At 49.2% G+C, this 24,043-nt stretch carries 24 protein-coding genes; 1 reads left to right on the top strand and 23 read right to left on the bottom strand.

The window, feature by feature from the left end; all coding sequences use genetic code 11:
* Positions 1-248: 248 nt before the first annotated feature.
* Positions 249-740, bottom strand: a complete 492-nt coding sequence (locus LC508_RS16445) for a GNAT family N-acetyltransferase (protein ID WP_054351455.1) — start codon at positions 738-740, stop codon at positions 249-251.
* A 141-nt stretch (positions 741-881) separates the two neighbouring features.
* Here LC508_RS16445 and LC508_RS16450 point away from each other — a divergent pair, with 141 nt between their 5' ends.
* Positions 882-1,880: a hypothetical protein gene (locus LC508_RS16450; protein WP_181014407.1), complete on the top strand. Its 999-nt coding sequence runs from the start codon at positions 882-884 to the stop codon at positions 1,878-1,880.
* Between the two features lie 67 nt (positions 1,881-1,947).
* Here LC508_RS16450 and LC508_RS16455 read toward each other — a convergent pair whose 3' ends face one another.
* The 22 genes from LC508_RS16455 to LC508_RS16560 form a co-directional block, all read right to left on the bottom strand.
* Complete coding sequence (locus LC508_RS16455; protein WP_033139881.1) at positions 1,948-2,433, bottom strand: CarD family transcriptional regulator; 486 nt, start codon at positions 2,431-2,433, stop codon at positions 1,948-1,950.
* Between the two features lie 311 nt (positions 2,434-2,744).
* Positions 2,745-3,824 (bottom strand): uroporphyrinogen decarboxylase family protein, encoded by a 1,080-nt coding sequence (locus tag LC508_RS16460; RefSeq protein ID WP_033139882.1) that lies wholly within the window; start codon positions 3,822-3,824, stop codon positions 2,745-2,747.
* 150 nt (positions 3,825-3,974) lie between these two features.
* Positions 3,975-4,967: a LacI family DNA-binding transcriptional regulator gene (locus tag LC508_RS16465; RefSeq protein WP_054351452.1), complete on the bottom strand. Its 993-nt coding sequence runs from the start codon at positions 4,965-4,967 to the stop codon at positions 3,975-3,977.
* Positions 4,968-5,094: 127 nt separating this feature from the next.
* The gene (locus tag LC508_RS16470) at positions 5,095-5,973 is read right to left on the bottom strand and encodes a DMT family transporter (protein ID WP_033139884.1); all 879 of its coding nucleotides are present in this window, start codon (positions 5,971-5,973) and stop codon (positions 5,095-5,097) included.
* A gap of 7 nt (positions 5,974-5,980) precedes the next feature.
* Positions 5,981-7,021, bottom strand: coding sequence for a M20/M25/M40 family metallo-hydrolase (locus LC508_RS16475; RefSeq protein ID WP_103731313.1), 1,041 nt, complete (start codon positions 7,019-7,021; stop codon positions 5,981-5,983).
* 16 nt (positions 7,022-7,037) lie between these two features.
* The gene (locus tag LC508_RS16480) at positions 7,038-8,396 is read right to left on the bottom strand and encodes an MATE family efflux transporter (protein ID WP_158587275.1); all 1,359 of its coding nucleotides are present in this window, start codon (positions 8,394-8,396) and stop codon (positions 7,038-7,040) included.
* Positions 8,397-8,466: 70 nt separating this feature from the next.
* Positions 8,467-9,762, bottom strand: a complete 1,296-nt coding sequence (locus tag LC508_RS16485) for an ABC transporter substrate-binding protein (protein WP_033139886.1) — start codon at positions 9,760-9,762, stop codon at positions 8,467-8,469.
* A 41-nt stretch (positions 9,763-9,803) separates the two neighbouring features.
* A complete protein-coding gene (locus tag LC508_RS16490) occupies positions 9,804-10,643 on the bottom strand; it encodes a carbohydrate ABC transporter permease (RefSeq protein WP_081960153.1) in 840 nt (279 codons plus the stop codon).
* Positions 10,640-11,533, bottom strand: a complete 894-nt coding sequence (locus LC508_RS16495; RefSeq protein ID WP_103731314.1) for a carbohydrate ABC transporter permease — start codon at positions 11,531-11,533, stop codon at positions 10,640-10,642. The genes LC508_RS16490 and LC508_RS16495 overlap by 4 nt, the downstream gene beginning before the upstream one ends.
* A gap of 15 nt (positions 11,534-11,548) precedes the next feature.
* Entirely contained in the window at positions 11,549-14,665 is a 3,117-nt protein-coding gene (locus tag LC508_RS16500) for a glycoside hydrolase family 2 TIM barrel-domain containing protein (RefSeq protein ID WP_103731315.1), read from the bottom strand.
* Between the two features lie 15 nt (positions 14,666-14,680).
* On the bottom strand, positions 14,681-15,706 hold the full coding sequence (locus LC508_RS16505) for a LacI family DNA-binding transcriptional regulator (RefSeq protein WP_033139889.1): 1,026 nt from the start codon (positions 15,704-15,706) through the stop codon (positions 14,681-14,683).
* 281 nt (positions 15,707-15,987) lie between these two features.
* Positions 15,988-17,013: an SIS domain-containing protein gene (locus LC508_RS16510; RefSeq protein WP_103731316.1), complete on the bottom strand. Its 1,026-nt coding sequence runs from the start codon at positions 17,011-17,013 to the stop codon at positions 15,988-15,990.
* 20 nt (positions 17,014-17,033) lie between these two features.
* On the bottom strand, positions 17,034-17,750 hold the full coding sequence (locus tag LC508_RS16515) for a GntR family transcriptional regulator (protein ID WP_103731317.1): 717 nt from the start codon (positions 17,748-17,750) through the stop codon (positions 17,034-17,036).
* Position 17,751: 1 nt separating this feature from the next.
* Positions 17,752-18,531, bottom strand: a complete 780-nt coding sequence (gene frlD, locus LC508_RS16520) for a fructoselysine 6-kinase (RefSeq protein WP_054351438.1) — start codon at positions 18,529-18,531, stop codon at positions 17,752-17,754.
* Complete coding sequence (locus tag LC508_RS16525) at positions 18,509-19,243, bottom strand: GntR family transcriptional regulator (protein ID WP_103731318.1); 735 nt, start codon at positions 19,241-19,243, stop codon at positions 18,509-18,511. Before LC508_RS16525 ends, frlD begins: the two co-directional genes overlap by 23 nt.
* 277 nt (positions 19,244-19,520) lie before the next feature.
* Positions 19,521-20,222 carry a hypothetical protein gene (locus LC508_RS16530; RefSeq protein WP_054351436.1) on the bottom strand — a complete coding sequence of 234 codons (702 nt, stop codon included), beginning with the start codon at positions 20,220-20,222 and terminating at the stop codon, positions 19,521-19,523.
* A complete protein-coding gene (locus LC508_RS16535) occupies positions 20,219-20,563 on the bottom strand; it encodes a PadR family transcriptional regulator (protein WP_033139895.1) in 345 nt (114 codons plus the stop codon). Before LC508_RS16535 ends, LC508_RS16530 begins: the two co-directional genes overlap by 4 nt.
* 115 nt (positions 20,564-20,678) lie before the next feature.
* On the bottom strand, positions 20,679-20,897 hold the full coding sequence (locus LC508_RS16540) for a hypothetical protein (RefSeq protein WP_054351435.1): 219 nt from the start codon (positions 20,895-20,897) through the stop codon (positions 20,679-20,681).
* Positions 20,898-21,014: 117 nt separating this feature from the next.
* Positions 21,015-22,244 carry a permease prefix domain 1-containing protein gene (locus LC508_RS16545; protein ID WP_033139897.1) on the bottom strand — a complete coding sequence of 410 codons (1,230 nt, stop codon included), beginning with the start codon at positions 22,242-22,244 and terminating at the stop codon, positions 21,015-21,017.
* Positions 22,231-22,581: a PadR family transcriptional regulator gene (locus LC508_RS16550; RefSeq protein ID WP_033139898.1), complete on the bottom strand. Its 351-nt coding sequence runs from the start codon at positions 22,579-22,581 to the stop codon at positions 22,231-22,233. Before LC508_RS16550 ends, LC508_RS16545 begins: the two co-directional genes overlap by 14 nt.
* 48 nt (positions 22,582-22,629) lie before the next feature.
* The gene (locus LC508_RS16555; RefSeq protein WP_054351432.1) at positions 22,630-22,821 is read right to left on the bottom strand and encodes a hypothetical protein; all 192 of its coding nucleotides are present in this window, start codon (positions 22,819-22,821) and stop codon (positions 22,630-22,632) included.
* A 155-nt stretch (positions 22,822-22,976) separates the two neighbouring features.
* Positions 22,977-23,927 (bottom strand): AraC family transcriptional regulator, encoded by a 951-nt coding sequence (locus tag LC508_RS16560; RefSeq protein ID WP_158587276.1) that lies wholly within the window; start codon positions 23,925-23,927, stop codon positions 22,977-22,979.
* Between the last annotated feature and the right edge of the window lie 116 nt (positions 23,928-24,043).

The following is a 24,043-nucleotide window of genomic DNA, read 5'->3' on the forward strand; positions in this document are numbered from 1 at the left end:
CTCCTCCTGCAGTTTCAAAATAGATAAATGATTTCTGTCCTTTCTGGCTCCATTATATTGCTTGCGAATCGTAAAGTCAATATATTTTTATTGTTTTACGATAAATTTTATTTGTATTGGATTAAAATCCGTTCTACAGACAGCGTTTTCCGTACAGCAAAATCCAAAATAATTCTCCCGAGCAGCAGCAGAAAAAAAGCCAGGCACCGGTGTGCCTGACTCCTTTTGACAGATGCTCCCTTTTTCATTTACAATTCCCTGTAATATGGACAAATATCTTCATAGTGCCCATCTTTCATCAGAAAGCCGCCGGGAATGACGCCCAGTTGTTTAAATCCCAGTTTTTCATACAGATGCCGTGCTGCCCTGTTAGTCCTCACAACAGCATTAAACTGCAGAATCCGGAATCCGCACATGCGGCCCTGTATGAGACAGTCCTTTACCAGCATCTCCCCGATGTGTTTTCCCCTGGCTGCAGACTTCACCGCATAACTAGCGTTGGATATATGGCCGCATCTGCCCACATTGTTCGGATGCAGAATATACAGTCCCAGAATCTCACCTGTCCCTGCGTCCTCCGCCACCCCGCAGTATGTCTGACAGCAGAAAAATTCCGCGCCCGTTTTCTCATCCAGCAAATCCAACTGCGGGTAAGCCACGCCCTCCTCCACCACTTCGTTCCATATGGAAATCATACTCTCTATGTCTTTTTCTTCAAACTTTCGGACATTAATACCCATAAATTCTCCTCCTCTGTGTCTCATTTTTATCCGTAATTTTATTATACAATCCCTGTCAACCATAAATCCTATATTTCCTGCATTACAACTCTTTTTTTATTATATTTTTGTGTTAGAATAGTAATAAAAGGGGGGAATTTTATGGGCAAAACACTGGTAAAAATATTTTTAGTACTGGTATTTCTCGGGGTGCTGCTGAGTCTGCTGCCCTACGCATGGATACTGCTGATCCCGGCAGTCTTTTTGTACCGGAGAAAATTCAGGGAGGAACCGCTCAGGAAGAAAAAATACACTGCGGCACTGGGCGTTCTTTCTCTGTTGTCACTTGGTACCTTCGGCTACGCCCAGGCATCCGGCCCTGCGGTTGAAAAGATATCCATATCTCCCACATCCAACTATGAGATGGATGTGAATGCAGAATATCCGATCAACATTCAGGTCCAGCCTGAGGATGCACGCCTCAAAAATCTTGAACTGGTAACAGATAACGGCCTTTTGACCCTTGATTATTCTAAGGGCGAGACCTCCGGAGTGATCAAAAGCTCAGGAAAGACAGGGGAAAGCAATGTCTATCTAAAGACAGGGGACGGCAAAAGCAGCAACGCCATACATATCTCTGTTACGGATAAGAAAGCCGAAGCCAAGGCACAGCAAAAGGCCGAGGCTGAGGCTAAAAAACAGGCCGAAGAAGAGGCTAAACAAAAGGCAGAAGCCGAGGCCAAAAAGCAGGCCGAGAAAGAGGCAAAACAAAAAGCCGAAGCCGAGGCCAAAAAACAGGCCGAAGAAGAGGCTAAACAAAAGGCAGAAGCCGAGGCCAAAAAACAGGCTGAGGAAGAGGCAAGGCTCCAGGCAGAAGCTGCCGCAAAACAGCAGGCTGAGGAGGAGGCAAGGCTCCAGGCGGAAGCCGAAGCCCAGCAGCAGGCGGCTGAGGAGGCAAGACTCCAGGCAGAAGCAGAAGCTGCAGCCCAAGAGGCAGAGGCCGCTGCAGCCCAGCCCGTAGAGCAGATGGTCTGGCTCTCGGCGACCGGCAAAAAATACCACAGCATACCCAACTGCGGCAATATGAATCCCGACAATGCCCGCCAGGTTCCGCTTTCCCAGGCCGAGGGCCGGTATGAAAGATGTAAAAACTGCTGGTAAATTCCGCAAAGTAAAATTCCTGTGCACCATAAAGGCGCACAGGAATTTTACTTCATCTAGTCTGTTATTATAAATTTTTTCTGTCCTTTATAAAGCCATCCACTTCATCAGCGGAAATATCGAGCGCATATGCGAATTCACTGTACAGCGCTTTCTCCGCTATCTGGCGGTACTTTTTATCCATACTGGTAATAGAGCCTCTCTTCGTGGTTCTCTGGTACAGTGTTTTCAGAATTTTCACCCATGCTTCACATTCGCAGCTTGAAATGCAGGTCTTGTATTCCCGCTCCCTCATCCGCTCATTTGTAACCCAGAGAATATCAATGTCATCCATCTCGTCAATCAATGTCAGTGCCTCTTCTCTTGTCGCAGGTCTTCTGATATTGTGTTCACCTTCCACAGGGATGTATGCCTTCTCCTTTTCATCATCCACAGACTGCATGGTATAGTATATTTTCTTCCTGTCAGCCCCCGAAAAATCCAGAGTTCCCACTTTTTGAACCTTATACAATCCCCTGCATTTAAAAACTACAATATCGCCTTCCTGTATCATACGGCACGCTCCTTCCATATCCAGAAAAGCCCTGACCTGCCGAAAAGGGCAAGACAAGGCTTATCAATGCGAGTTCCTACAGTCTTAGTATAGCACCTTTCAGAAATTATTGTAAGTGTTATTTTAATGTATTGACAATTTTCAGCGATTCTCCCAATAGAAAGGCAGTTTTAGCTTGTACAAATCACACATGTGCCCCTCTCTGTGACCTGTCCGCCTGCCCAGGCTTCCGGAGAGCGGCGCATTGGCAAACTAAAAAAGCGTAAATCCAAAACCTGGATTTACGCTTCCTGCCACTCGGTAATCTCATTTTATCTGTGGTACAGCTTATTATAATACTCCAGAGAATAGTGATACAGCTCGTCTCTGGCAATCTCTTCTTTTACAGGGTCCGGGGTCTCTGTCATGATCCACGCCATCATTCTGCCGTTCTCTCCGAAGTGATCCACATAGTCGCGGATTGCCGCACGGATCTGCTTTTCATCCCAGTCCGCACCGATATTGACGGGGAAACAGAAGGTCATCTGTTTTCCATAGGTGTTGTGTAGGAAATCCGGATCATTTGCGTTTGCCTGAGGTGTCCACATATCAATGCCCATCTCCAGCATTTCCGGCACATACTGCATATTGCGTCCGCAGGAGTGCAGTTCTATGAATTTGCCCTGGTCTTTTACGAATTTCAGATAACGTGATGTAGCCGGCATAAGCTGTTCCCGGAACATTTCGTTGGAGAAAAATCCGCTCCGCTGGGTTCCCCAGTCATCGTGATAGAGAACGCCGTCCACTCTGCCGTAATATTTGAAGATCTGCTCTGTACTCTCGATCTTATAGTCCGCCATTTTCTGGAAAAACTCCTCCAGAAGCTCCGGCTCCTCATAGAAAGCCACCAGGGATTCATCAAAAGGAATCAGCTCATGCAGCCTCTCAAAAACACCTTCCACGCACTCGTAAATATGAGGCCTGTCAGGGTCCAATGCCTTCTGCAGCTTCTCGCCGTCAGCCTTGAAATCCACAACTGACAGATCCGGCCACGCAAGCTCTTCCTTCCATTTTGCAAAGTCAGAGATGGTACGGGTTCCAGGACGGGTGATCATACCGTTGATTCCCTCCACCATGAACCAGTCAACACCCCACCAGTCATAACCATCCACCTCCGGAACCGGGTGTTCCTCCATGGCGTCCGGCCAAACTGTATTGGATTCATAAAAATACGCCGGCATCCAGTAAGGCTCTTCCCCTTTTACGCACCGGATATAGTTTTCCCTCACGCTGATAGGCCGTTTCTCAATGGGTGGCTTCGGCTGCTGGAAAATCCACGGAAAACTTCCCTCTGCCTGCCAATGTTTGGAATAATCCCTGTTTGCCGCTGTCTGCATAAATTTCGATACCATACAAAATACCTCCTGTCCTTTTTACACCAATAATACACTTCTCTCTTAATAATATTATTGTAGTCAATCAGGACAGAAGATGATAGAGCACTGCATTACAAAAATGGAAAATTTGAAAACTGCATTTTTGTATGGAGCATACCAACCTTTTTATTTAACCCTGCCTGTGCTGCCGCGCACGATAAGCCTGGCGGGCACAATGATTTTCAATCCGATCTCTCTGCCGGAGGCTATGTGTTCCTCCAGGATACGAACTGCTTCCTCACCTAAAAGTTCCATGTGAAGCCGCACGGTGGTAAGGGAGGGAACCAGATAATTGGCTACGGATATGTCATTATATCCCACCACACTCATATCTCCCGGAATCTGCAGCCCTTTTTCGCTTATGGCCCGATAACACCCCACTGCCAGCGCATCGTTGCTGGCGAATACAGCCGTGGGCCTCTCCTTCTCCTCCAGAAGCTCACGGCACAGCACATAACCGTCCTCAGGAGTAAATCTCCCGAGTCTCACAAGAGACTCCCGAAATTCACCTGTCCGGTCCATATATTCTTTATAGGCCACAATTCTGCTGTCATACACTTCCTCGCCGTCCCTGTCCACCTCGTAACCGCCAATGAACGCTATTTTTCTGTGGCCCAGTTCGGTCAGATAGTCCAGGACGGCTTCCACAGACCCTGCCAGATCATTGACGACGCAGTCAAACCTGTCCGACTTTGGCATGGCGTCCAAAAATACGGTGGGCTTTCCAAACGCCTCAATCTGACTTACCATGCTCCTGCTGAATGTTCCCAGACACAGAAGCCCGTCAAGCCCCGCCAGATCCTTCAGTTCCTCCAGATTCTGTATCTGGCGGTATTCTATATTTTCCGCCTCCAGCTTTCTCTCCACTGCAAGACGGACGGTAAGATAATAGATATCCCGCAGTTCCTCCTCCCTGGTATAGGAGTAATAGACTCCCACCGCAAGGCGGCGCTTTCTGCTCTTTCTCTCTTTTAACTGATACTGCAGTTCCCTGGCCGTGTCAAATATCTTCTTTCTGGTCTCTTCCTGCACATTCAGTGTATCATCGTAATTCAAAACCCTGGAAACAGTTGCTGTGGAAAATCCGGTCCGATCTGCGATGTCTTTTATTGTAGCCATCTTAGTTACCTCTCTGTATGATACAATTGTAAACACTTTAGCATCATCTTATCATATCACCCGAAAGCCCGCAACGGATTTATACGGTTCCCTCCGTACCCGGCGGAACACTTCACGAAGATTCCTCTCACATATCCCGCGCCTCTGCCGGCATCTCCGGCTCCCCTGCGGAATTCGCAAGTATGACAGCCCCCAGGATTATGACGCATCCAAGTATCATGCGCAGGGTAATGCTCTCATGGAGAATGATTACGGAAAATAAGGTTCCGAAGACAGATTCCATGGACAGGATAATGGCCGCCTTGGTCTCATCCACATATTTCTGGCATGCGGTCTGAAGAAGATAACATATGGTCGTGCTTATGATCCCAAGGTAGAGTACACTGCCCCATCCCTTTGCAGTGACCTGAAACTGTACCTGCCCGGAGGCTGCCATGAATACCAGGGACAAAACAGCGGCTGTACACATCTGAACAAAATTCAGCACAGACGCCCTGTATTTCTTTACAAAGATACTGGTCAGGAAAATCTGGAAAGCAAATCCCACTGCACATATGAGCGTCAGCCCGTCCCCCAGGCCCAGGGATAAGTCCTTATCCAGGGACAGAAGACCAACCCCCGCAATTGCCAGCACTGCGCCTGCTATCCCCTTCAGCCCCACCTTCTTTCTGCAGATTAAAAACGCGATAAACGGTACGATCACCACATTCGTCGCAGTCAGAAACGCATTCTTTGACGGCGTGGTATACTGAAGCCCTATGATCTGAAGGGAAAATCCAAGAAAAAGCGCAGTCCCCATAAGCGCACCTGCCTTTAATTCTTCCCTTTTCACACCTTTCAGGCTGCGGATGCTGATTCCTCCCATGAGCACAGAGGCCAGAAGAAAACGAATCGCCATGATCTGAAAAGGCAGAAGGCTGTCAAGGGCCATATCACTGGCTACGAATCCACCGCCCCAGATGACCGTGACTACGATCAGTCCTGCAATTGCCATGTATTTCTTCATAACAGCCTCACGCCTCCAGGGGCTTCAGACAGATATCCGGCCCGATACTGCATAAAAATTCCGCCAGCACGTCAATACATGCCTGTACATCACTCATACTGCACACCTCTGCCGGATTATGCATGTAGCGCAGGGGTATGGACAGAACCGTAGTCGGTATCCCCCTTCCGGCAACGTGGATGGCATCCGCGTCTGTGCAGGTCCTGCCGCAGCCGTTCTCCCACTGGCAGCTTATATCCAGATTCTCCGCCGCCTTTTTCAGGCGCCCCACCAACATTTTATGGCTGAAGGAGTTCTGCAGAAATACAGGTCCGCCCCCAAGCCCGATCTCTCCGTTTTCAATGGCCCTTGTCCCTTCATAGTCGCTGGTATATGTCACATCCACCGCAACCGCCAGAGTGGGGGCGATCCGGGATGCGCACCAGGAAGCGCCGTGTTTTGTAAGCTCTTCACCCACCGTGGCCGCTGCATAGACGCCGCATGTACAGCCCTTTTCTTTTGCCTTTCTGGCTGCTTCCAGTATAATGTACCCGCCCAGCCGGTTATCCAGTCCGCGGGCACAGAGCCTGTCATTCAGAAGCTCTCTGTAATCTGTGTCAAAGATCACCGGATCCCCCGGTGCTGCCGCCTCCATGGCGTCCTCCCTGGAAACCGCTCCGATATCAATGATAAGATCCGTGATCTCCGGCTCTTTCTTGTTCAGGGAGCTGTGATTGCGGACTGCGCCGAAAACAACCTTTCCGTTATGGATGACTCTGACCTTCTGCCCCGGATATGTGCCGGGATAGATACCGCCGGCTTTTGATACATGGAGCATTCCCTTCTCCGTTATATGTGATACCATCAGGCCGATCTCGTCCATATGGGCGGACAGCATGACCTTAATTTTGGATGCCGGATTGATGACACTCACCACATCGGCAATCTCATCCGTATAGATCTCATCCGCAAATCCCTCCGCGTATTTCATAACTTTTCTCTGTATATCCTCCTCAAACCCTGAGACGGATGCTGTTGAAAGCAGCTCATATAAAAATTCTCTGCTCATTTTCTCCTCCTTTCCTCTACACTGTTTGAAGCGCTCGCTCCCGCTTTTTATTGATCCGGTAATACAGGACTGCACTGAGCAGGAATCTGGATACCTGGTCCACTGCAATGATCAGCCAGACAGCCGTAAGCGGCAGTCCCAACACATAGGCCGCCAGCATACACAGCGGGATCCTGACGATCCAGATACCGAATCCCGCCACCAGCATGGGGGCATTTTTGTAGCCCATGGCCCTGATGGTCCCATTGTATATCCTGGACAGGTTCTGGGGAATCTGGATAAATCCCATGACAAACACATACACAACGCCAATGGCCTGCAGTTCCGGCTTGTCTGTCATCAGCGTCATAAAGAACCTGGGCAGGAAAATGAGAAGCAGAGAGGTAATGGAACTGATCACAACCCCGACCTTCAGCAGTTCTTTGAAATATATTTTCCGCAGTTCCTCATCCTGCCTGCCGATGGCTCTCGCTGCCAGTGTGGTGGATGCTGTGCTGAAGCCGATGGCCGGCATCTCCGTGATCTCCTCTGCCTGTATGCCGAGCTGGTATGCGGCAAACGCCTGATTTCCGTAAAACAGGATCACCTTGCTTAAAATAATGGCAGAGAACTGCCAGAACATACTCTCCAGCGCTGCCGGAATCCCTGTTGTGTATATGTCATAAATACACCTTCTGTCAAAGCTGAAAAACCGGTGCGCTGCAGGCATTTTCCGGAACAGCCCGCCCTTCTTTTTATACAGCAGATAAAGCCCGGTGCACGCCCCCACCGCCTGAGCAGTCACAAGGGCAGCCGCAGCCCCCTTGATTCCCATGCCTGGAACGCCGAAAGCGCCGAAGATAAAGCAGTATCCGCACACAATGTTGACCACATTCATGAGCACCGCAATATACATGGGCACCTTGGTATTGCCGTACCCCTGGAAAGATGCCGTTACCACGGTCATGATCACCACAAAGGGAAATCCAAACACAATGGTCTTCATATATCCCTGAGCCAGGGACAGAATCTGGGCATCTTTTGAGAAAAATCCCAGAAAAAGCGGTGCCTGAAAATACAGCACCACCTGAAAGATAAGTACAATGATCAGCTCTGTCAGCATGGTCTGCTCCGCGATCTTCCTGCACTCCTGATGTCTCCCCGCACCGTATGCACGGGCGATCAGGACCGTGGCACCGATTGCCACGCCCTTGTAAAAGCACCATAAGGTATCCGTGATCCGGATACAGATTCCCTGTGCGGAAATATCGTTTGCAAGCAGTCGTCCCACCATAGCCGTGATCACCAAGTTAGCTGAGATCTGAAGTATGTTTTCCAGTATCATCGGAATAATGATTTGATAAATTTCCCGTTTTATAGCCTTTTTTCCGTACACAGAAACCTCCATCCTTTTGAAAACGGGTGTCATAAGGCACCCGTTTCCAGTTTATGTGCTGTCTATTCTTTTATTTGCCGAATTTTGCTTTCATTTCCTCCTGTTCCGCATTGAGAACTTCTGTGGGGTCACCGTTGTTCAGCATAACCTTTGCCATGGAGTTCTTGGACATTTCCAATGCCTCCGCAAAGTTGGCTGTGTAATTTACCTGTGGGACAGTCTTTCCTATCTCTGTGAACAGGTCAAAGATCTTCTGGCCTCCGAAGAACTCATCTCCCTCTTTGAACACGTCAGATTCCAGCGCTTTTAAGTAAGAGGGGTACAGGCCGTAATTCTGGAATCCTTCCACATTGGCATCCACGTCCTCCATGACGTATTTTACGAATGCCTTTGCCGCCTCAGCGCTCTTGCTGGCTGAAGGCACGGCAAGAACGGAACCGCCATTTGACGCGCCCTGGCTTTCCGAGTCTGCCTGGAACTTCGGCAGCGGCATAACTGCCCACTTGCCGTCCTGGTCGGGAACCGCATCCTTGATGGAACCAACCATCCAGACAGCGTCTGCGATACATGCGAACTTGTCTGCGCCCATGCCGGCTACCATGTCATCCCATGAGGAGTTGTTGAAGGTAATGCCCGCGTCGTACATTTTCTTACAGGTCTCCATAGCCTGGATGGAAGCTTCTGAATTCACCTGGGTGTTGCCGTCCTTGTCAAAGTAGAAGCCGCCGCCCTCCATCATGAGAAGCCTGTATGTAGTATCATTTCTGGATTCCGCCATGCACAGCATGTCAGCTCCTGTCTTGTCTTTTAAAACTTTTCCTGCCTCAATGAAATCGTCCCAGGTCACAATATCCTCTGCCTTGATCCCTGCCTGCTCGAACAGATCACTTCTGTAGAACATGCCGCACGGGCCGGAATCCCAGGGATAGGCAATAACTTTGCCGTCAACCGTGCACTCTGACAATTTGATGGGGAAGAAATCATCGGGGTTGATCATATCTGTGAACTCTTCAAATTTTCCCGGGAATTTCTCTCCGAACTTTGCCATCTGTTCGCCTTCAATGGACACAATGTCAGGAAGTCCGATACCTGACTGCAGGCATGTGGTCATCTTCTGATACACCTGGTCTACGCCCATCTCCTCAAAGTTAAAACTCACATCCGGGTTTTCCTCCTGGAACTTTTCCGCCCACTCTTCCAGATGGGCCAGTGCCACGTCCCAGCTCCAAATTGTGATCTCACCGGAGAGTGCGCCTTCCTTATCACCGGAAGCCTCCTTTTTCGCTCCGCCGCTCCCGCCGCAGGCTGTCAGGGACAATGCCATCACTGCTGCTGTTACCAATGCCGCTGCTTGTTTCTTTTTCATTTCTTTATTCCTCCTTAAATTTTTTTACAGAATCAGATACACTACTCTTTCACCGCACCGCCCATGACGCCTGCCACGAACTGCTTCTGGAATACCAGGAAGATGATCATAATAGGCAGAACCGCGCAGACGGTCGCCAGCATGATCACACCGTAGTCTTTTCTCCACGCCACACCATCCAGCATAGCCAGGGCTACAGGGAAGTTGTACATGGATTTTGTGCTGAGAATGATCAAAGGCCACATAAAATTGTTCCACATACTCATGAACATATAGATTCCCAGGGCACCCACCGCAGGTTTCTGTGAGGGGAGCACCACTTTCAGGAAAATACCAATCTCCCCACAGCCGTCTATTCTGGCAGCCTCAATAAGGGAGGTTGGGAACGCCAGCATATTCTGCCGCATCAGGAAAATACCGAAGGCTCCGGCAAGACCGGGAAGCACAACCGCCTGATAGGTATTGGCCCAGCCGATATTGTTCATCAGCGTGAACAGCGGCACATACATTACCTGTGCGGGAATCATCATGGTTATCATGATAAGGCCGAACAACAGGCCCTTTCCCTTAAATTCAAACTTCGCCAGCGCATATCCCGCCATGGAGTGCAGCACTATGGCAAGGGCCGTGTAGCTGACTGTCATGATGGTGGAATTGGTAAGGATCCTCACAAGGTCCATTTTCTTGTTCAGGTTCGCAAAATTCTCTGCCAGATGGGAGCCGAAAAACAGTTTCGGCGCTGCGCTCAGGATCTCCGCATTGGTGTTCGTGGCTGACACGAACATGAAATAAAAGGGAAACAGGGAGATCAGTGCTGCTATGGTCAGGAACACATAGGTGAAAACCTTGCGTCCGCTTATCTTCTTTCCTGTTGTTTTCACGAATTGTCACCTCCATTTGTAGCCTTGAACTGGACAAAGGACAGTATGCCGATAATGATCACCAGGGCATAGCTGAGTGCTGCCGCGTACCCGAATTTGTAATACGAAAATCCGGTGTTGTACAGGTAATGCCCAATGGTTATGGTGGCATTGTCCGGCCCTCCTTTTGTCAGTACAAAGGACTCATCAAACAACTGCAGGGTTCCGATCGTGGAGGTAATGCTTACAAACAGGATGATGGATTTTACCATGGGAATGGTGATCCGGAAAAACTTCTGTAAAAAAGAGGCCCCGTCCATATCCGCTGACTCGTAAAGCTCTGTGGGGATTCCCTTCAGCCCGGCGATCATGATAATGGTGTTATAGCCGGTCCACCTCCAGGTGATGCCCATAATGACAACAGCCCTTGCGCCCCACACGGAATTCAGCCAGTCCACACCGCTCCATCCTACAGAGCGGAGAAAATGGTTTACCAGACCGAAATCGGTGTTGAACAGCAGTTTAAAGATCATAGCATAGGCAACCAGTGCTGTCACAGAGGGCAGAAACACGCTGATTCGGTAACAGGTCCTGAATTTCAGGAAATTCTCTTCCACCAGAACTCCCAGGATCAGGGACAGGATCACCATAACAGGCACCTGGATCGCCAGATAGATAAATGTGTTGCCCAGGGACTTCCAGAACACCGGGTCCCTGAACATGGTCACATAGTTGTTGATTCCGCAGAACAGGTACTCCCCGCCCTCAAAATCATAGAAACTCAGCGCCAGCGATTTGATCACCGGATAGACCATGAACACCCCGAACAGGACTATCATCGGCAGTAAAAATATGTACGGCGCCGTTTTTTTGTTCACAAAGTTTCTTCTTCTTTCTTTTCCCCCAGCCATTTTTCTCTTCCTTTCTTACCTTCTCCTGTATTGCTCCGCCTTCTTAGCAAGGCCTTCCCGCTCTGCTCCGAAAATCTTCCAGGTAAATGCAAAGGGTTCGGGATAAAGCCTGTCTTTTTCCAGACACTCAGCGCCCCAGCTCGCACTTCCAAGCCCATGCTGTGCATAGTCTACGGACAATTGGATATGTTCTGTCCTGTGCAGCTCGTTTGTGTGGGAGGCCTGTGTCAGATCTTCCTGGGTGTAGTGCAGTGCGCCAAAGGAGAATACTTCTTCTGATGCTATGCAGATTCCGCTGCCTGAATCTGTGAGAAACGCGGCCCAGCGGGTATCCTGATGGTTTCCTGTCTCCTGGGGCACCACGTAGGGGAAGTAAAAATCCTCCACCTGTTTTTCCCATAAGCCCACCGGATTTCCATCCCTGCAGTCCGGGTATGTCTCCAGGGGTCCTCTTCCGTACCAGACAGCCTGCTCACAGGATTTGTCCAGCACGAACCGCATACCAATCCGCGGGAAACTCTCCGGAAGCTGGACACCTGTGGGAACACCGCTGTATCTGGCGGTCACCAGTCCATCCGGTGTGATGCGGTATTCCGCCTCCACGATCACTTTCCAGTCCACGGTAATGGGCGCGTATATCTGGGAAACCAGGATGGAAACAGCCTGTTCCTGTTCTCTCACCGTCACCTTCTCCACCATGTTCGTCATGGATTTCAGCATGCCTTTTTCCCAAATCTGTGCAGCGTTCTTGTCATTGTCAACAGGAGCTCTCCAGAAGTTCAGGCCAAGGCCCTTTCTGACCAGGCGCTCCCCGTTTACTGTATAGCCGCTGAGATATCCGTGGATTCTGTCAAACTCGGCGGTGAAGTTTTTCCCTTCTATATAGATGGTTCCGCATTTTTCCGTGAGACAAAGACCGCCGGATTCTGTTCCCTCCGAAACTGGATGTGCTGCCGGTTCTGCCTCTTTTATGCACTCCTGATGGAAGGCTGCTTCGTAGTGTTCTTCTTCAGTCCACTCCTGCTTTTCTCTGAAGCGTACGGATATTGTGAGCCAGATATCCTGTGTCTCTGTCCAGTCCTCTGCAGTCTGCGGGTCATACAGCGCAATGCGCCTGCTGCCGTGAGGGGCAATTCCGCCCAGATCTGCTTTTCCTTCCAATAGAACTCCCTGCAGTGTATGGACCCGGAAGGTTCCTTCCAGATGGGACAGATCCGTAAAATCGTATTTGTTGTGTACTGTAATCTCTCCGGTGTCCTTATCAAACCCGGAAAAGGTCACCGGCTCCATCACCTTTTTCACCTGCAGGACAGCCGGAGTCGGTCTTCTGTCTGCCTGCACCAGGCCGTCACAGCAGAACGCGCCGCTGTTTGGATAATCCCCGTAGTCTCCGCCGTATGTAAAACAGCTTTTGCCTTCCCTGTCATATTTTTTGATTCCGTGGTCAATCCATTCCCAGATAAAGCCGCCCTGCAGCCTTGGGTACCGCTCAAAGATCTCCCAGTATTCCTTCAGCCCGCCGGGGCCGTTTCCCATGGCATGGGCATATTCGCAGACCACATGCGGTTTCTTCCTGGTAGTGTCTCTTCCCAGGTCTTCCAACGCTTTGTGCCTGGTGTACATAGTGCTGTAAACATCTGCAATGGAGGCATCCCTGTCCTCCTCATAGTGCACCAGTCTGGTGGGGTCATACGCTTTTATAAACCTTCCGCTGGCAACAAAGCTGCTTCCGAATCCCGATTCATTTCCCAGTGACCAGAACAGGATACTGGGATGGTTCTTATCTCTTCTCACCATGCGCTCAGCCCGGTCCACATAGCTCTTCTCCCACAGGGTATCATCACTGATCCGGTTCATGTTTTTGGTGTAAGCCATCTGGTTGCATTCCAGGTCAGCCTCCTCCATGACATAAAAGCCGAGACGGTCACACAAATCCAGGAAGTCCGGGTGCGGCGGATAATGGGCCGTGCGTACGGCATTGATGTTATACTGTTTCATCAGATACAGATCTGCCAGCATATCTTCCTTTGTAATGCATCTTCCTGTCTTTTCATTCCAGTCATGCCGGTTTATGCCTTTTAATTTGATTGCTCTGCCGTTTACCCAAAACAGGCCGTCCCTCAGACAGATTGTTCTGAATCCCACCCATTCACCGTAGAATTCCACCACCTCATCTTCTCTCTTAAGCGTGATGACCAGCCGGTACAGATTCGGCTGTTCCGCTGACCAGGGCCGTATGTTATCCGGTCCTGCCTCTGCAAGATAGTCTGTTTCTCCTCTGCTGCCGCGTATCCGGCGGGTGTCTTTAAAAATAACCTGTTCCCCGTCAAGCAGCTCGGTCTCTACGGAAAGCTCTGTTTCATCTCCCGTATGGTTCTCAAAGACAGCCTCCAGCCGGAACTTCCCTCTCTTTCCCGGCATACTGCAGGTGCCCTGCTGTTCCGTCAGCAGCTCTGATGTGATACGGCAGTCCAGCATGTGTATTTTCGGCCTGCTGATCAAAGATACATCCCTGATGATTCCGGCAAACCACCACATATCCTGGTTTTCCAGATAGCTGCCGTCACAGAATTTGTAAACCTTTACTGCCAGAACATTGTCCCCGTCCTTTAAGGCCTCGGTCACATCAAACTCCGCCGTATTGCGGGAGCCCTGACTGTATCCTATAAAAATGCCGTTGAGCCATACATGGTAAGCGCTCTCCACACCGTCAAACCGCAGGATATATTCCCTGTCCTTCTGCTTATCTTCACAAAAGGTATGGCGGTAGACGCCTGTGGGATTGTCCGCCTGTATCCCCGGGTCATCCAGGATGGGAAAAAGTGCTATGGCGTCATTGTAATGGGGAAAATCACAGCCATTTAACTGCCAGTGTCCCGGAACCGGCATAAATGCAAATTCCCGGTCATCATAAGTTTCCTCCACACATTCTTCAGGTACATAGAAAGGAGACTCATAATATGCGAATTTCCACTGTCCGTTCAGCAGACGGAAATTTCCGCTCTCCTCTCTCTTTCCTTTCACGGCTGATTCCCTGTCCGGATAACCGCAGTAAAACGGTCTGACCGGAAGGCGGTTCCTGCCAAGAACCTCTACATTGCTCCAATCCCTGTGTCTGTATAAGTATTCCATTTCTTCCCCCTTCTTTTATTCAGGACAGCTTTCCCTGAGTATCAACTGATTCGGGACCACTATTTTCAAGCCCCGCTCCCTGTCGGTCCAGAGGCATTCCATCAGTGTTTTGGCTGCCATCATACCAATCAGGTCATTGTGCAGCTTCACTGTGGAGAGAGCCGGTGTCACAAAGGACGCTGCCTGGTCATCATTACAGCCGATGATCGCCACGTCACCCGGAACTGCTATTTTTTCTTCCTCCAGAGCCTTTAAAAAGCCGATCGCCATGGTGTCGTTCTCCACAAACACAGCTCTGGGGAGCCTTCCCTTCCGGATGATCTCTTTTCCCAGACGGTAACCGAACTGGGTATGATTGGACTGGGCCAGGTAAATATATTTTTCATCGTATTTTTCCAGGCTTTTCATGATCTGGCGGAAATACAGGAACCGTTCATCCCTGTGGAGCTTTCCATTGACTTCAAGCCCATAAGTACCCATATATCCAATGGTGTCAAATCCCTTTTTCAGAAAAAAGTCCAGCGCTTTTTTCACAGCCTGTTTAAAATCATTTACCACACAGTCGGCCTCCAGCTTCTCGTCTTTGAGCTGAAAGTCAGCGCATACCACCGGCAGCCCGGAGTCCAGCACAGCCCGGCGGAATATCTTTTTCTGATACCAGAGCGTTGAGTAACCCACAAAGACAAGCCCCTGGTACCCTGAAATCCTGGATGCATTGGCATCCAGCATGGGCTCAAACACCTCTTTTACCTTGAAACCGTTTTTCTCCAGCTCCATTTTAATGTTCATGCGGATGACCTGGTAAAACCTATCCTCCACTTCCTCTGTCTCGCCGTACAGGAGCATGACGCCTATGGTGCCTCTCGTGCCCTGGATGGCGGAATATTCAAAACACCGATTGTATCCCAGCTCGCCTGCCGCCTCCAGGATTCTTTCCTTGGTCTTCTGTGAGACCGAGAAAGTAGTGTCATTTTTCAAAACCCTGGATACGGATGCGGCTGATACTCCGGCCCTCTGTGCAACATCCCGTATTGTAGCCATATCCCCACCTCTTATTTACTTAACGCCTGTTTTGTTTAGTTAATATATTATTTGTTTAGTAAATATATGTATCTTCCTTACATCCTCACAATACTTGAATTAATGGGGTTTGTCAACAATATATTTCGTATTTTCCCGCATTTGTTGTGCATATCTGATATTTTTATGACTTTTATATAAATTCCTACCCCATATATTTAGTAAATATACATAAAAGAAAAGGGCTGTTTTCCATGGTAAACAGCCCTTTTCTTATGCAGTTAGTAAATTTATTTACTATATCAGTATTCCACCACACCGTAATATCTCCGGTCATCAGGATTGTGATCCCTCACCACGGAGAAATAGTAACAGAACCACTCCAGCGGCACGAACATGACAAAGGGTGCCAGATCCGGGTGAAGCCCCATAGCGAAATCCGCGTAGTCAAGCACAATGGCGGTTCCTTTCCACCGCTCCACAAACTGCAGTGCCCTCTGTGTGATCTCCCTGGCAGAATCTGTGGGAACCAAAAATAAAAACGGAACGCCTGATTCCACGATCTCCAGGGGACCGTGACGGAATTCACCGGCCTGAATCACCGCCCCGTGAGACCAGAGAAATTCCATGCCGGTGATAACGCCCTCCTTATAAGCAAGAGGGACCATGGAGCTGGCTGATACTGTGTAAAATCCCTTCAGACTTCGCAGGGGTTTTGTCATTTCCAGGGCCTTCTTTTCAAAGTTTTCAATGTGGTATCCAAGCACCTCGGGCAGGCGCTTCATATCGGACAGTATTTTTTCCATAACCTCTGTGCTCTCGCCGCGGTCTATGGCAGTGCGGGCGATCAGGGTGTAAAGTGCCGCAAGCTGGCATTCCCACATGGCCTCTGCGTGATAATCCACCACAAAGTCTGCCTCCTGACCCAGAGGATTCTCCTCCCTCTGATTGCAGACACCCACTGTCATGATTCCCTGCTTTCCGGCTTTTCTGAGTCCTTTTACGATTTCTTCCGTGGTGCCTGACTGGGATATGAATACCGCCAGCATTTTTCTGTCACCATAGACCGGCATGGAATCTATGAATTCCCACCCGGTGTAGGCATTTACTGCCAGTGTCGTGTATTTGTCCGCCAGGTATTTTGCTGTACTGCCGGCAGCGCTGGAGCTTCCGCAGCCGACAAAACAGATACGCTCCACCTGATTCTCTTTGATATAAGCCAGAATGGGGGCTATTTTAGCGTCCGCTGTCTCCAGAAAATCCGCCACCTCTTTTTTCATGTCTGCTGTTACTAAAAAATGTACCTCTTCTTTGTTTAGATTCAACATATCTCTTTTCCTTTCTTCAGTCACTGTGTCAGTTCTATTTCCAGTTTCACTTTGTCCGTCCGCATATAGGCCCTGCAGTATTCCACCACCTTTCCCTGCCTGTCGTATGTTTGGAACGTAAAGAGAAAAACACTGCTGCCCTCCGGTATTTCAAGCCATTTTGCCTCTTTCTTCCCTGCTTTGACAATCGTCACTTCCTGTCTGGATTCGTGGAGACGGACGCCTCTCTGTTCCATGATCTCATACAGAGAAGACGCCTCCGGACTGCAGGAACGGACCTCCCCCAGTATCTCTTCCGGAACATAGGTGTATTCCACAGAGACGGGAAGGCCGTCCCCCAGACGGAGCCTCACGATCTCATGGATTCCCCCGCCCTGTGCAGGCATCTCCATATGGGAATACAGAGGCGCACAAGACAGCATTCTCCATGAAAGAATCCTGCTGCCGGCCTTTCTGCCCTGTTCTCTCATTGTCTGGGTAAATCCGCAGAGGCGGCACACATCCCCTTTTCTGGGGACTGAGGAGGCATAAGTTCCGGAACCTTGTCTCCGCTTTATCATGCCCTCACTTTCCAGAACGGCAAGCGCGCGGCGTATGGTCATTCGGTTTACATAAAATTCTTCCGCTAATTCCCGCTCTGAAGGGAGTCTGCTGCCCAGCGGGTATTCCCCGTCTTCTATTTTCTTTCGGATAGCCCCGGCTATACCGGCGTATACGAAACGGTCACCCCCCGCCATATCACCAGGCTCCAAAGTGGCCGATCGTGAGGGCTGCTTTGTCTGCCCCGGCGTGCATACAGCGTTTCAGCGGCTCACCTTCTAATGCTCTGCTTAAAAATCCCGCAATGTAGGAATCTCCCGCCCCCAGGGTGTCCACTGCCTGCGCGCCCGTAACGCCAATGGCTGTGTATTCTTTTCCGTCGTAGGCAACACTGCCGTTCTCTCCCAGTGTTGCAATTACGCAGCCTGCCCCCTGTTCTTTTACGCGTTTTAAAAGGCTTCTGGTAAATGTGTTGTCTTCCCGGCAGGAGAAGAAGGCATAATCTATATATGGAGCCAGAGAATCTATCTTAGGGGCGTCATATTTGTTTGAGAAATCATAAGACGTTTTTACTTTGGACGGCAGTCTGCCCAGACAGGCATCACACTGTCCCCAGACTGCCATATGTACACAGTCAAAGCCCGCCAGATACTGCAGATCCTCGTCAGACAGCACAAATCCCTCCAGAACATTCAGAAAGTCCTCCCCGAATTTTCTGTCTCCATCCACAAGTTCTATGTATGTGACTGCTGTCTTCCCCTCTTTTCTCTGCATACGGACAGTCTCCACCCCCTGCTCCTTTAACTTTTCCTGCATCATGTCACCAAAGGTATCTGTGCCGATCCAGCCCAGGTACGCGGTGTCCATGCCAAGCTGCCGTCCGTAGACAGCCACATTCACCGCGTTTCCGCCGGGATAGGCCCATCCCTGCCGCTCATAGAAATCCACGCAGTTGTCACCGATCGCTGCCAGCCTCATAATCTTCCTCCATCCTTAAAATACTGGTAAATCTGCATCTGTCACCTCTTGTGAGGGAGCAGGCATATTCCACCTTAACTCCGTTTTCATCAAATGCCCGCATTTCCATCACTGCCAGGGCATCTCCCCGGCTGCAGTTTAAAATCCCCGCCTCCCTTGCATCGGCTGCCCTGACGCTCATAGTCTGCTTTCCCCGGATCAGGTGTATTCCGTACTCCTCTTCCAGAAGGCGGTACAGGGAACCGGTCAATGGTTTTGTCTGCAGATCCGGGGCAATGCAGACGGGAATATAAGAGATTTCAAGGGCTGCCTCCTCCCGGTCCACGCTGCGCAGGCGGACGGTCTCTGTGATATCCGACCGGGGCGTCAGCCCAAATTCCTCCGTCAGCGCGTTCCCTGCCGGAATCACCCTGCAGGACAGAAGCTTTGTGGTCACGGTACTTCCGTTTTCCTGTGCCATTTGGGAAAAAGATTCAAAACGCTCCATGTGCCTGAGTATTTTCTTTTCCGCGGCAAAGGTTCCCACCCCTTTTACACTGTATACGATTCCTTCCTCCTTCAGCCGTTCAAGCGCTGCCCGCACAGTCCCCTTCTGTACTTTGAACCGCTCTGCCAGTTCCTCATTGGACGGCAGACGCCCGCCTCCTTCCAGATGGCTGTTCTCTATATACATCCGGATTCGGTCTGAAAGATAAAACCTGTCTCGGTGCATTGTATCCCCCTTTCAGTATGTATACCAATTAGTTATTTTTCTATACTGCAGACTATACACGCTAAAACACAGAGGAGCAAGAGGGGGAGGGAAATATCGTGAATGTGCATAGTAAACGTGATTATTTCTTCTTATATAAATGGATGGTGGGATTTTTGTATCATATTTTCAGATGTGGTAAAAGAATTTACTTTTAGGTCTCGCCGCCCGCCAGAGCGTGTTTGGACTGATCACTGCAGGAAATAAACCAATGCCAAAAGGGAGATGCTGTGCAGTCTCACAGCATCCCCCTCTGTTCCTCTTTTTCCCGACTCCTTCTTCTGAAACGAAGCGCAAGCAATACAAATGGCAATACAATCTCAGCCAGCATGATAAGGGCAGGGAAATGAAACTCCCAGGTAAATTCCCAGTATCTGAAAATCTCTCCGTTGTTATAAATCCAGGAGACAGTCCCGGCAGCAGCAAGTCCTGCGGAGATTATGGATAAGAGCAGGCTGTTTGTCTTCCTGCTTCCCAGAAAACGATACATATCCAGACATGCCAGAACAAAACCGCCTGACATCATCCAATTTCCAATCATGCCTACCGTATAGCTGACAAATATGGAAGTGGGGCCATCCGCACCGCCAATCAGACTGACAGACTCTCTGAACTGTCTTTGAACCATACTCTTCATATAAAGATTCATAGCAAGGATATATACCGCATAAACAGCCGCCGCTGCACCGAGCACTAAAAATATATACCTGAAACCGCCGGGTTTTCTCTCCGCTCCCAGCTCCGCGTTAAACCGATCCGCCACCTCTTTCGGGCTTCCCAGATCCTCCAGTATCTTATCCACGGACCAGCCGGCTTCCATTCTGGCATGGATATCCGTGCCCAGATCCGCATTGATCCTGACTTTCATTTTCAAAGGAACCTTCAGTTTTCGCTCCACTGCGTTTACATACTTTTTGATTTTTTTCTGGTCTTCTGTCATTCGTCTCCCTCCCCGCATAATTTTGTGATACAGCTCTGGAAATGGGTCCACAAATTTCTGTACTCCCCGTATGTCTCGCGGCCCTTTTCTGTTATGGTATAATATTTCTTCGGTGCCGCTCTCCCCTCTCCGTTCTGCCAGAAGGATTCTATGAGTCCGCTGTCTTCCAGACGGTAGAGAACAGGATACAGGGTACCCTCCTTCAAATCAAAAAATCCTTCTCCTCTCTGCTCCAGGTTCTGAAGAATTTCATATCCGTAAGTGCTCTTCTCCTGCACCAATCTGAGGACCACCATATCCAGGACACCTTTTTTAAGCTGCTGCGCAAACTTATTATCCATACCTGTCCTCCTTTTTATAATACTTAGTATTACTAAATACTATTATATACTAATACTATCTCATGTCAATCATTATATTTTGACACGCTCAAATTTCTGAAATTGCTGCCCGCTCTTACTTATTATATTTCCGCTTAACTGCCCTGCCCGCCAGGAATAAAATAAGCCCAGGCAAAAGGAACTCAATCCCCCTTACAGCCACGAACAGACGAAACGGAGCGGAATTACTCATCTCATCATATTGATAAAAATCCACACTGCTTCCCACACAGAACCCCACTGCCAGCAGCACGGCAAAACCATAAAATACTTTATAGATATTTTTTCTGTCCATTCATACCTCCTGCTAAGTATCTGCTGTCAATCACAGTATAACAAATCCCCCGTCAAAAAGATACAGCCCGGCATGTCTCTTTCCGAACATCCCGGGCTGTTGCCGTATACTGCGCAGTCAAGCTGCTCTCTTTGTGGGCAGCTCCGCCTTAGGCAGTACCTTATCGTGCCTGTGCATATGAAGAAACGTCCCCAGAAGAATATAATAAAGATAGAGGGCACCCCCATTGCTGAACCTGTTGACAGAAAAAAACGGAAAAAACACCTGGCTGATATCCCCAAATCCCATCATCGCCAGAAGAGAATATAATACCATCATACTAAAAGCGGTCAGCACACCGGTGCATATGATATTGCAATACTGGTTCGTCAGCTTCCTGATATCATACAGCATCCACAGAAAAACACCGATGATCAGCAGGATCATAACAAATATCCCCAATATTCCCGCACTGCCGAATAACCGCAGAAGCATTCCCGGGGTATCATCCATATCCAGGTATTTTCGGACACTCTGTGCGATCCTGTGGTCCCGGATGGCCCTGTATACCATGGGAACCCCAAAAAGCGCCAGCAGCCCGGGAAGACTCCATAATTTTATAAGGAACTCACGCCTTTTTATCCGGAACCATCCCCTGCGGACAGCAATCGTTAAGATGATCACATGCGCCAGTACGACCATGAACGTAAAAAAGTATTGCCGGGAAATCATACTGAGCAGACACACTACACCGGCAATTGCCAGCAGCCGGCGCACTTCACCATATCCGCCCTTCCGGTAATAAAATGCCAGCCCGCCAAATCCGGCCACGTTACTGAACAGCATGGTCTGATATGCCATGTCGGTCAGATGAAAGCCTGAATCCTCAACAGCCGCACCGCCGAAGACACTTATCATCATAAATACGGCACTGATTATAAAAAAGAGAAGCCAGAGCTGATAGGGCTTGGAGAAATATTCCTTCCTGTAACCGCCAAAAGAGAACATGAGCAGAAAAAACAGCCCGGTACCGCGCCAAAGCATATACTTAGAAACGTCGTCCGGCATTTCACCCTTAAAATACGCAATCGCAAGCACTACAGTCAGCAGGTCGATCCCTATAAAAAACAGCAGAAGCTTTACATCCAGCCGTGTTCTGTGCACCTTGTCAAGCTCAATCCCCGTCTCCACCGGGTCGCCCATCTCCTCCACGGCCCTTTCCACAGCCTCCTCCCGGCTCATTCCCTTTCTCCGGAAATATTCCGTATCCTCCTCAATATGTCCCAGCAGCTCCGTTCTGATATCTTCCCATATACTCTTGCACCGGATCTGTTCTTCCACAGTCTTCAGATACTCATGAACCTTCATAGGCCGGCCCTCCCAGTACACGTCTGACTGCCGTTTCGTATGTCTCCCATTCTTCCTTTTTTCCGTCCAGATGTCTGTGCCCTTTTTTTGTGATCCTGTAGTATTTTCTTGTCTTTCCGCCTGCTTCCCTCTCGTACGCCTCCAGAAATCCCTTCTCCTCCAGTCCGTGAAGAAGCGGGTAAAGGGTGCCTGCTTTCAGTTCAAATACATTCTGCGACCTGTCCCTCAGCGTTTCGATCATCTCATATCCATACATTTCCCGCTCCGACAAAAGCTGAAGCAGCAAAAGCGTTGTACTGCCTGACAGCAGGCTTTTATCCAGTTTATTTGCTTCCATTACTGTTCCTCCTCTCAGCAGATGATGCCGTCTGCAGCGCCGCAATACTCACTTTCTGAACAGAGTGGCGATCATAGCTGCCACGAATATGGGCACCCACATAAAACAAAGGCCGCACAGCAGCCGCATCACAAATGTCAGGCCCGAGTCTGCCAGAAGTCCCATTCCGATACACGCCGCCAAAATACTGAAGATGAGAGCGGCTGCACTCAATATGATTTTTCCCATCCTGGTTTTCATAAGCATTCATCCCCTTTCTTCAACCCTGACTGCAGAGGCAGAAATGAAGATCTGTCGCTGTCCGTCACTATATAGATAATCTATATATCGTTCATCTATATAGTATCACTATCCGCCCCTCTTGTAAAGCCCCACTGCTTCATTTTTACACAAAACTATTTTGTCAGCGTCACTGTTTGCTCCGTACCCGGCAGCGCGTTTTGCGATAGTGCAGATATGCTTCTTTTTTTCCTGTATTCAAGAGGCGTATCCCCGGTCTTTCGCTTAAAAGCCGTAATATAATAGCTGACTGTACAGAACCCTGTCATCTCCGCGATCTCCGATATATTCAAATCCTTCTTTTCCAGAAGCTCCATACTCCGGGAAAGCCGGTATTCCAGCAGATACTCCCAGGGAGTCATGTGCACCATCTTCTTAAAAAAACGGCAGCACTCCCCTTTGCTGATATGGGCAGAGGCCGCAAGCTGCTCCAGGGTGAATTTCTCCCTGTAATGTTCATGCAGGAAATTGAGCAGTACGGCTGTGCGCTGCTGTTCCTGCGCGCTGTAATCAATCTTCCCCCCGGCATCAAACAGATTTTCACACAGCAGCAGCCACAGACGCTGCAGATGCTCACAGACCAGCAGCTCCCTGTGCGGGGAGGCCTCTCCGAAATGGGCAAAGATCCAGGACAGATTCTCCACTGCCTCTTTTTCCCAGCATTCTCCCGTATCGGCAAAATGATAGAAGGGCCGGGCTTTCGCAAATGTCCGGTAATACTTTTCATAATAAAAGCTCCCTTTATACCCATACAGCAGAACCGGATCAAATATAATGGTGCGGTATCTGACCGTCTGCCCGCTTCCCTTTTTCAGCGTGTGGAGCGCATCCGGAAATATCAAAAAGGCCTCCCCTGCCCTAAGTCTTGTCTTTTTCTCCAGAACCTGTACCTCTGCCTCCCCTTCCAGGATCAGTGATATCTCCACCTGCTTCTGCTGGTGCCAGTTCACAAAATTATTGGCATACTCATCCAGATTGTCATAGAAAATTTCAGCCGGAAAGGAGTATGTGCCAAGCAGAAGCGTAGAACACAGATCCTTGTCCACAGGTACGATTTTATCCAACATGGTTTTTCCTCTTTTCATCAATATTTTGCAATAAATAACCGATATTTTTAAAGTTTTTCATATGTAAAGTTAATATAATTATATCTATAAATATTTTTTTACACAAGGAGCAAACA

Origin of the sequence: Blautia parvula (genome assembly GCF_020215665.1) — a bacterium.
Classification (GTDB): domain Bacteria; phylum Bacillota; class Clostridia; order Lachnospirales; family Lachnospiraceae; genus Blautia; species Blautia celeris.

Coding starts and splice junctions, on each gene's coding strand:
- LC508_RS16555 (WP_054351432.1), bottom strand. CDS start 22,821: ATGAAAACCAGGATGGGAAAAATCATATTGAGTGCAGCCGCTCTCATC.
- LC508_RS16475 (WP_103731313.1), bottom strand. CDS start 7,021: ATGAGCAGAGAATTTTTATATGAGCTGCTTTCAACAGCATCCGTCTCA.
- LC508_RS16445 (WP_054351455.1), bottom strand. CDS start 740: ATGGGTATTAATGTCCGAAAGTTTGAAGAAAAAGACATAGAGAGTATG.
- LC508_RS16530 (WP_054351436.1), bottom strand. CDS start 20,222: ATGACAGAAGACCAGAAAAAAATCAAAAAGTATGTAAACGCAGTGGAG.
- LC508_RS16540 (WP_054351435.1), bottom strand. CDS start 20,897: ATGGACAGAAAAAATATCTATAAAGTATTTTATGGTTTTGCCGTGCTG.
- LC508_RS16515 (WP_103731317.1), bottom strand. CDS start 17,750: ATGGCGGGGGGTGACCGTTTCGTATACGCCGGTATAGCCGGGGCTATC.
- LC508_RS16510 (WP_103731316.1), bottom strand. CDS start 17,013: ATGTTGAATCTAAACAAAGAAGAGGTACATTTTTTAGTAACAGCAGAC.
- LC508_RS16525 (WP_103731318.1), bottom strand. CDS start 19,243: ATGCACCGAGACAGGTTTTATCTTTCAGACCGAATCCGGATGTATATA.
- LC508_RS16535 (WP_033139895.1), bottom strand. CDS start 20,563: ATGGATAATAAGTTTGCGCAGCAGCTTAAAAAAGGTGTCCTGGATATG.
- frlD (WP_054351438.1), bottom strand. CDS start 18,531: ATGAGGCTGGCAGCGATCGGTGACAACTGCGTGGATTTCTATGAGCGG.
- LC508_RS16450 (WP_181014407.1), top strand. CDS start 882: ATGGGCAAAACACTGGTAAAAATATTTTTAGTACTGGTATTTCTCGGG.
- LC508_RS16495 (WP_103731314.1), bottom strand. CDS start 11,533: ATGGCTGGGGGAAAAGAAAGAAGAAGAAACTTTGTGAACAAAAAAACG.
- LC508_RS16505 (WP_033139889.1), bottom strand. CDS start 15,706: ATGGCTACAATACGGGATGTTGCACAGAGGGCCGGAGTATCAGCCGCA.
- LC508_RS16500 (WP_103731315.1), bottom strand. CDS start 14,665: ATGGAATACTTATACAGACACAGGGATTGGAGCAATGTAGAGGTTCTT.
- LC508_RS16560 (WP_158587276.1), bottom strand. CDS start 23,927: ATGTTGGATAAAATCGTACCTGTGGACAAGGATCTGTGTTCTACGCTT.
- LC508_RS16455 (WP_033139881.1), bottom strand. CDS start 2,433: ATGATACAGGAAGGCGATATTGTAGTTTTTAAATGCAGGGGATTGTAT.
- LC508_RS16460 (WP_033139882.1), bottom strand. CDS start 3,824: ATGGTATCGAAATTTATGCAGACAGCGGCAAACAGGGATTATTCCAAA.
- LC508_RS16545 (WP_033139897.1), bottom strand. CDS start 22,244: ATGAAGGTTCATGAGTATCTGAAGACTGTGGAAGAACAGATCCGGTGC.
- LC508_RS16550 (WP_033139898.1), bottom strand. CDS start 22,581: ATGGAAGCAAATAAACTGGATAAAAGCCTGCTGTCAGGCAGTACAACG.
- LC508_RS16470 (WP_033139884.1), bottom strand. CDS start 5,973: ATGAAGAAATACATGGCAATTGCAGGACTGATCGTAGTCACGGTCATC.
- LC508_RS16485 (WP_033139886.1), bottom strand. CDS start 9,762: ATGAAAAAGAAACAAGCAGCGGCATTGGTAACAGCAGCAGTGATGGCA.
- LC508_RS16465 (WP_054351452.1), bottom strand. CDS start 4,967: ATGGCTACAATAAAAGACATCGCAGATCGGACCGGATTTTCCACAGCA.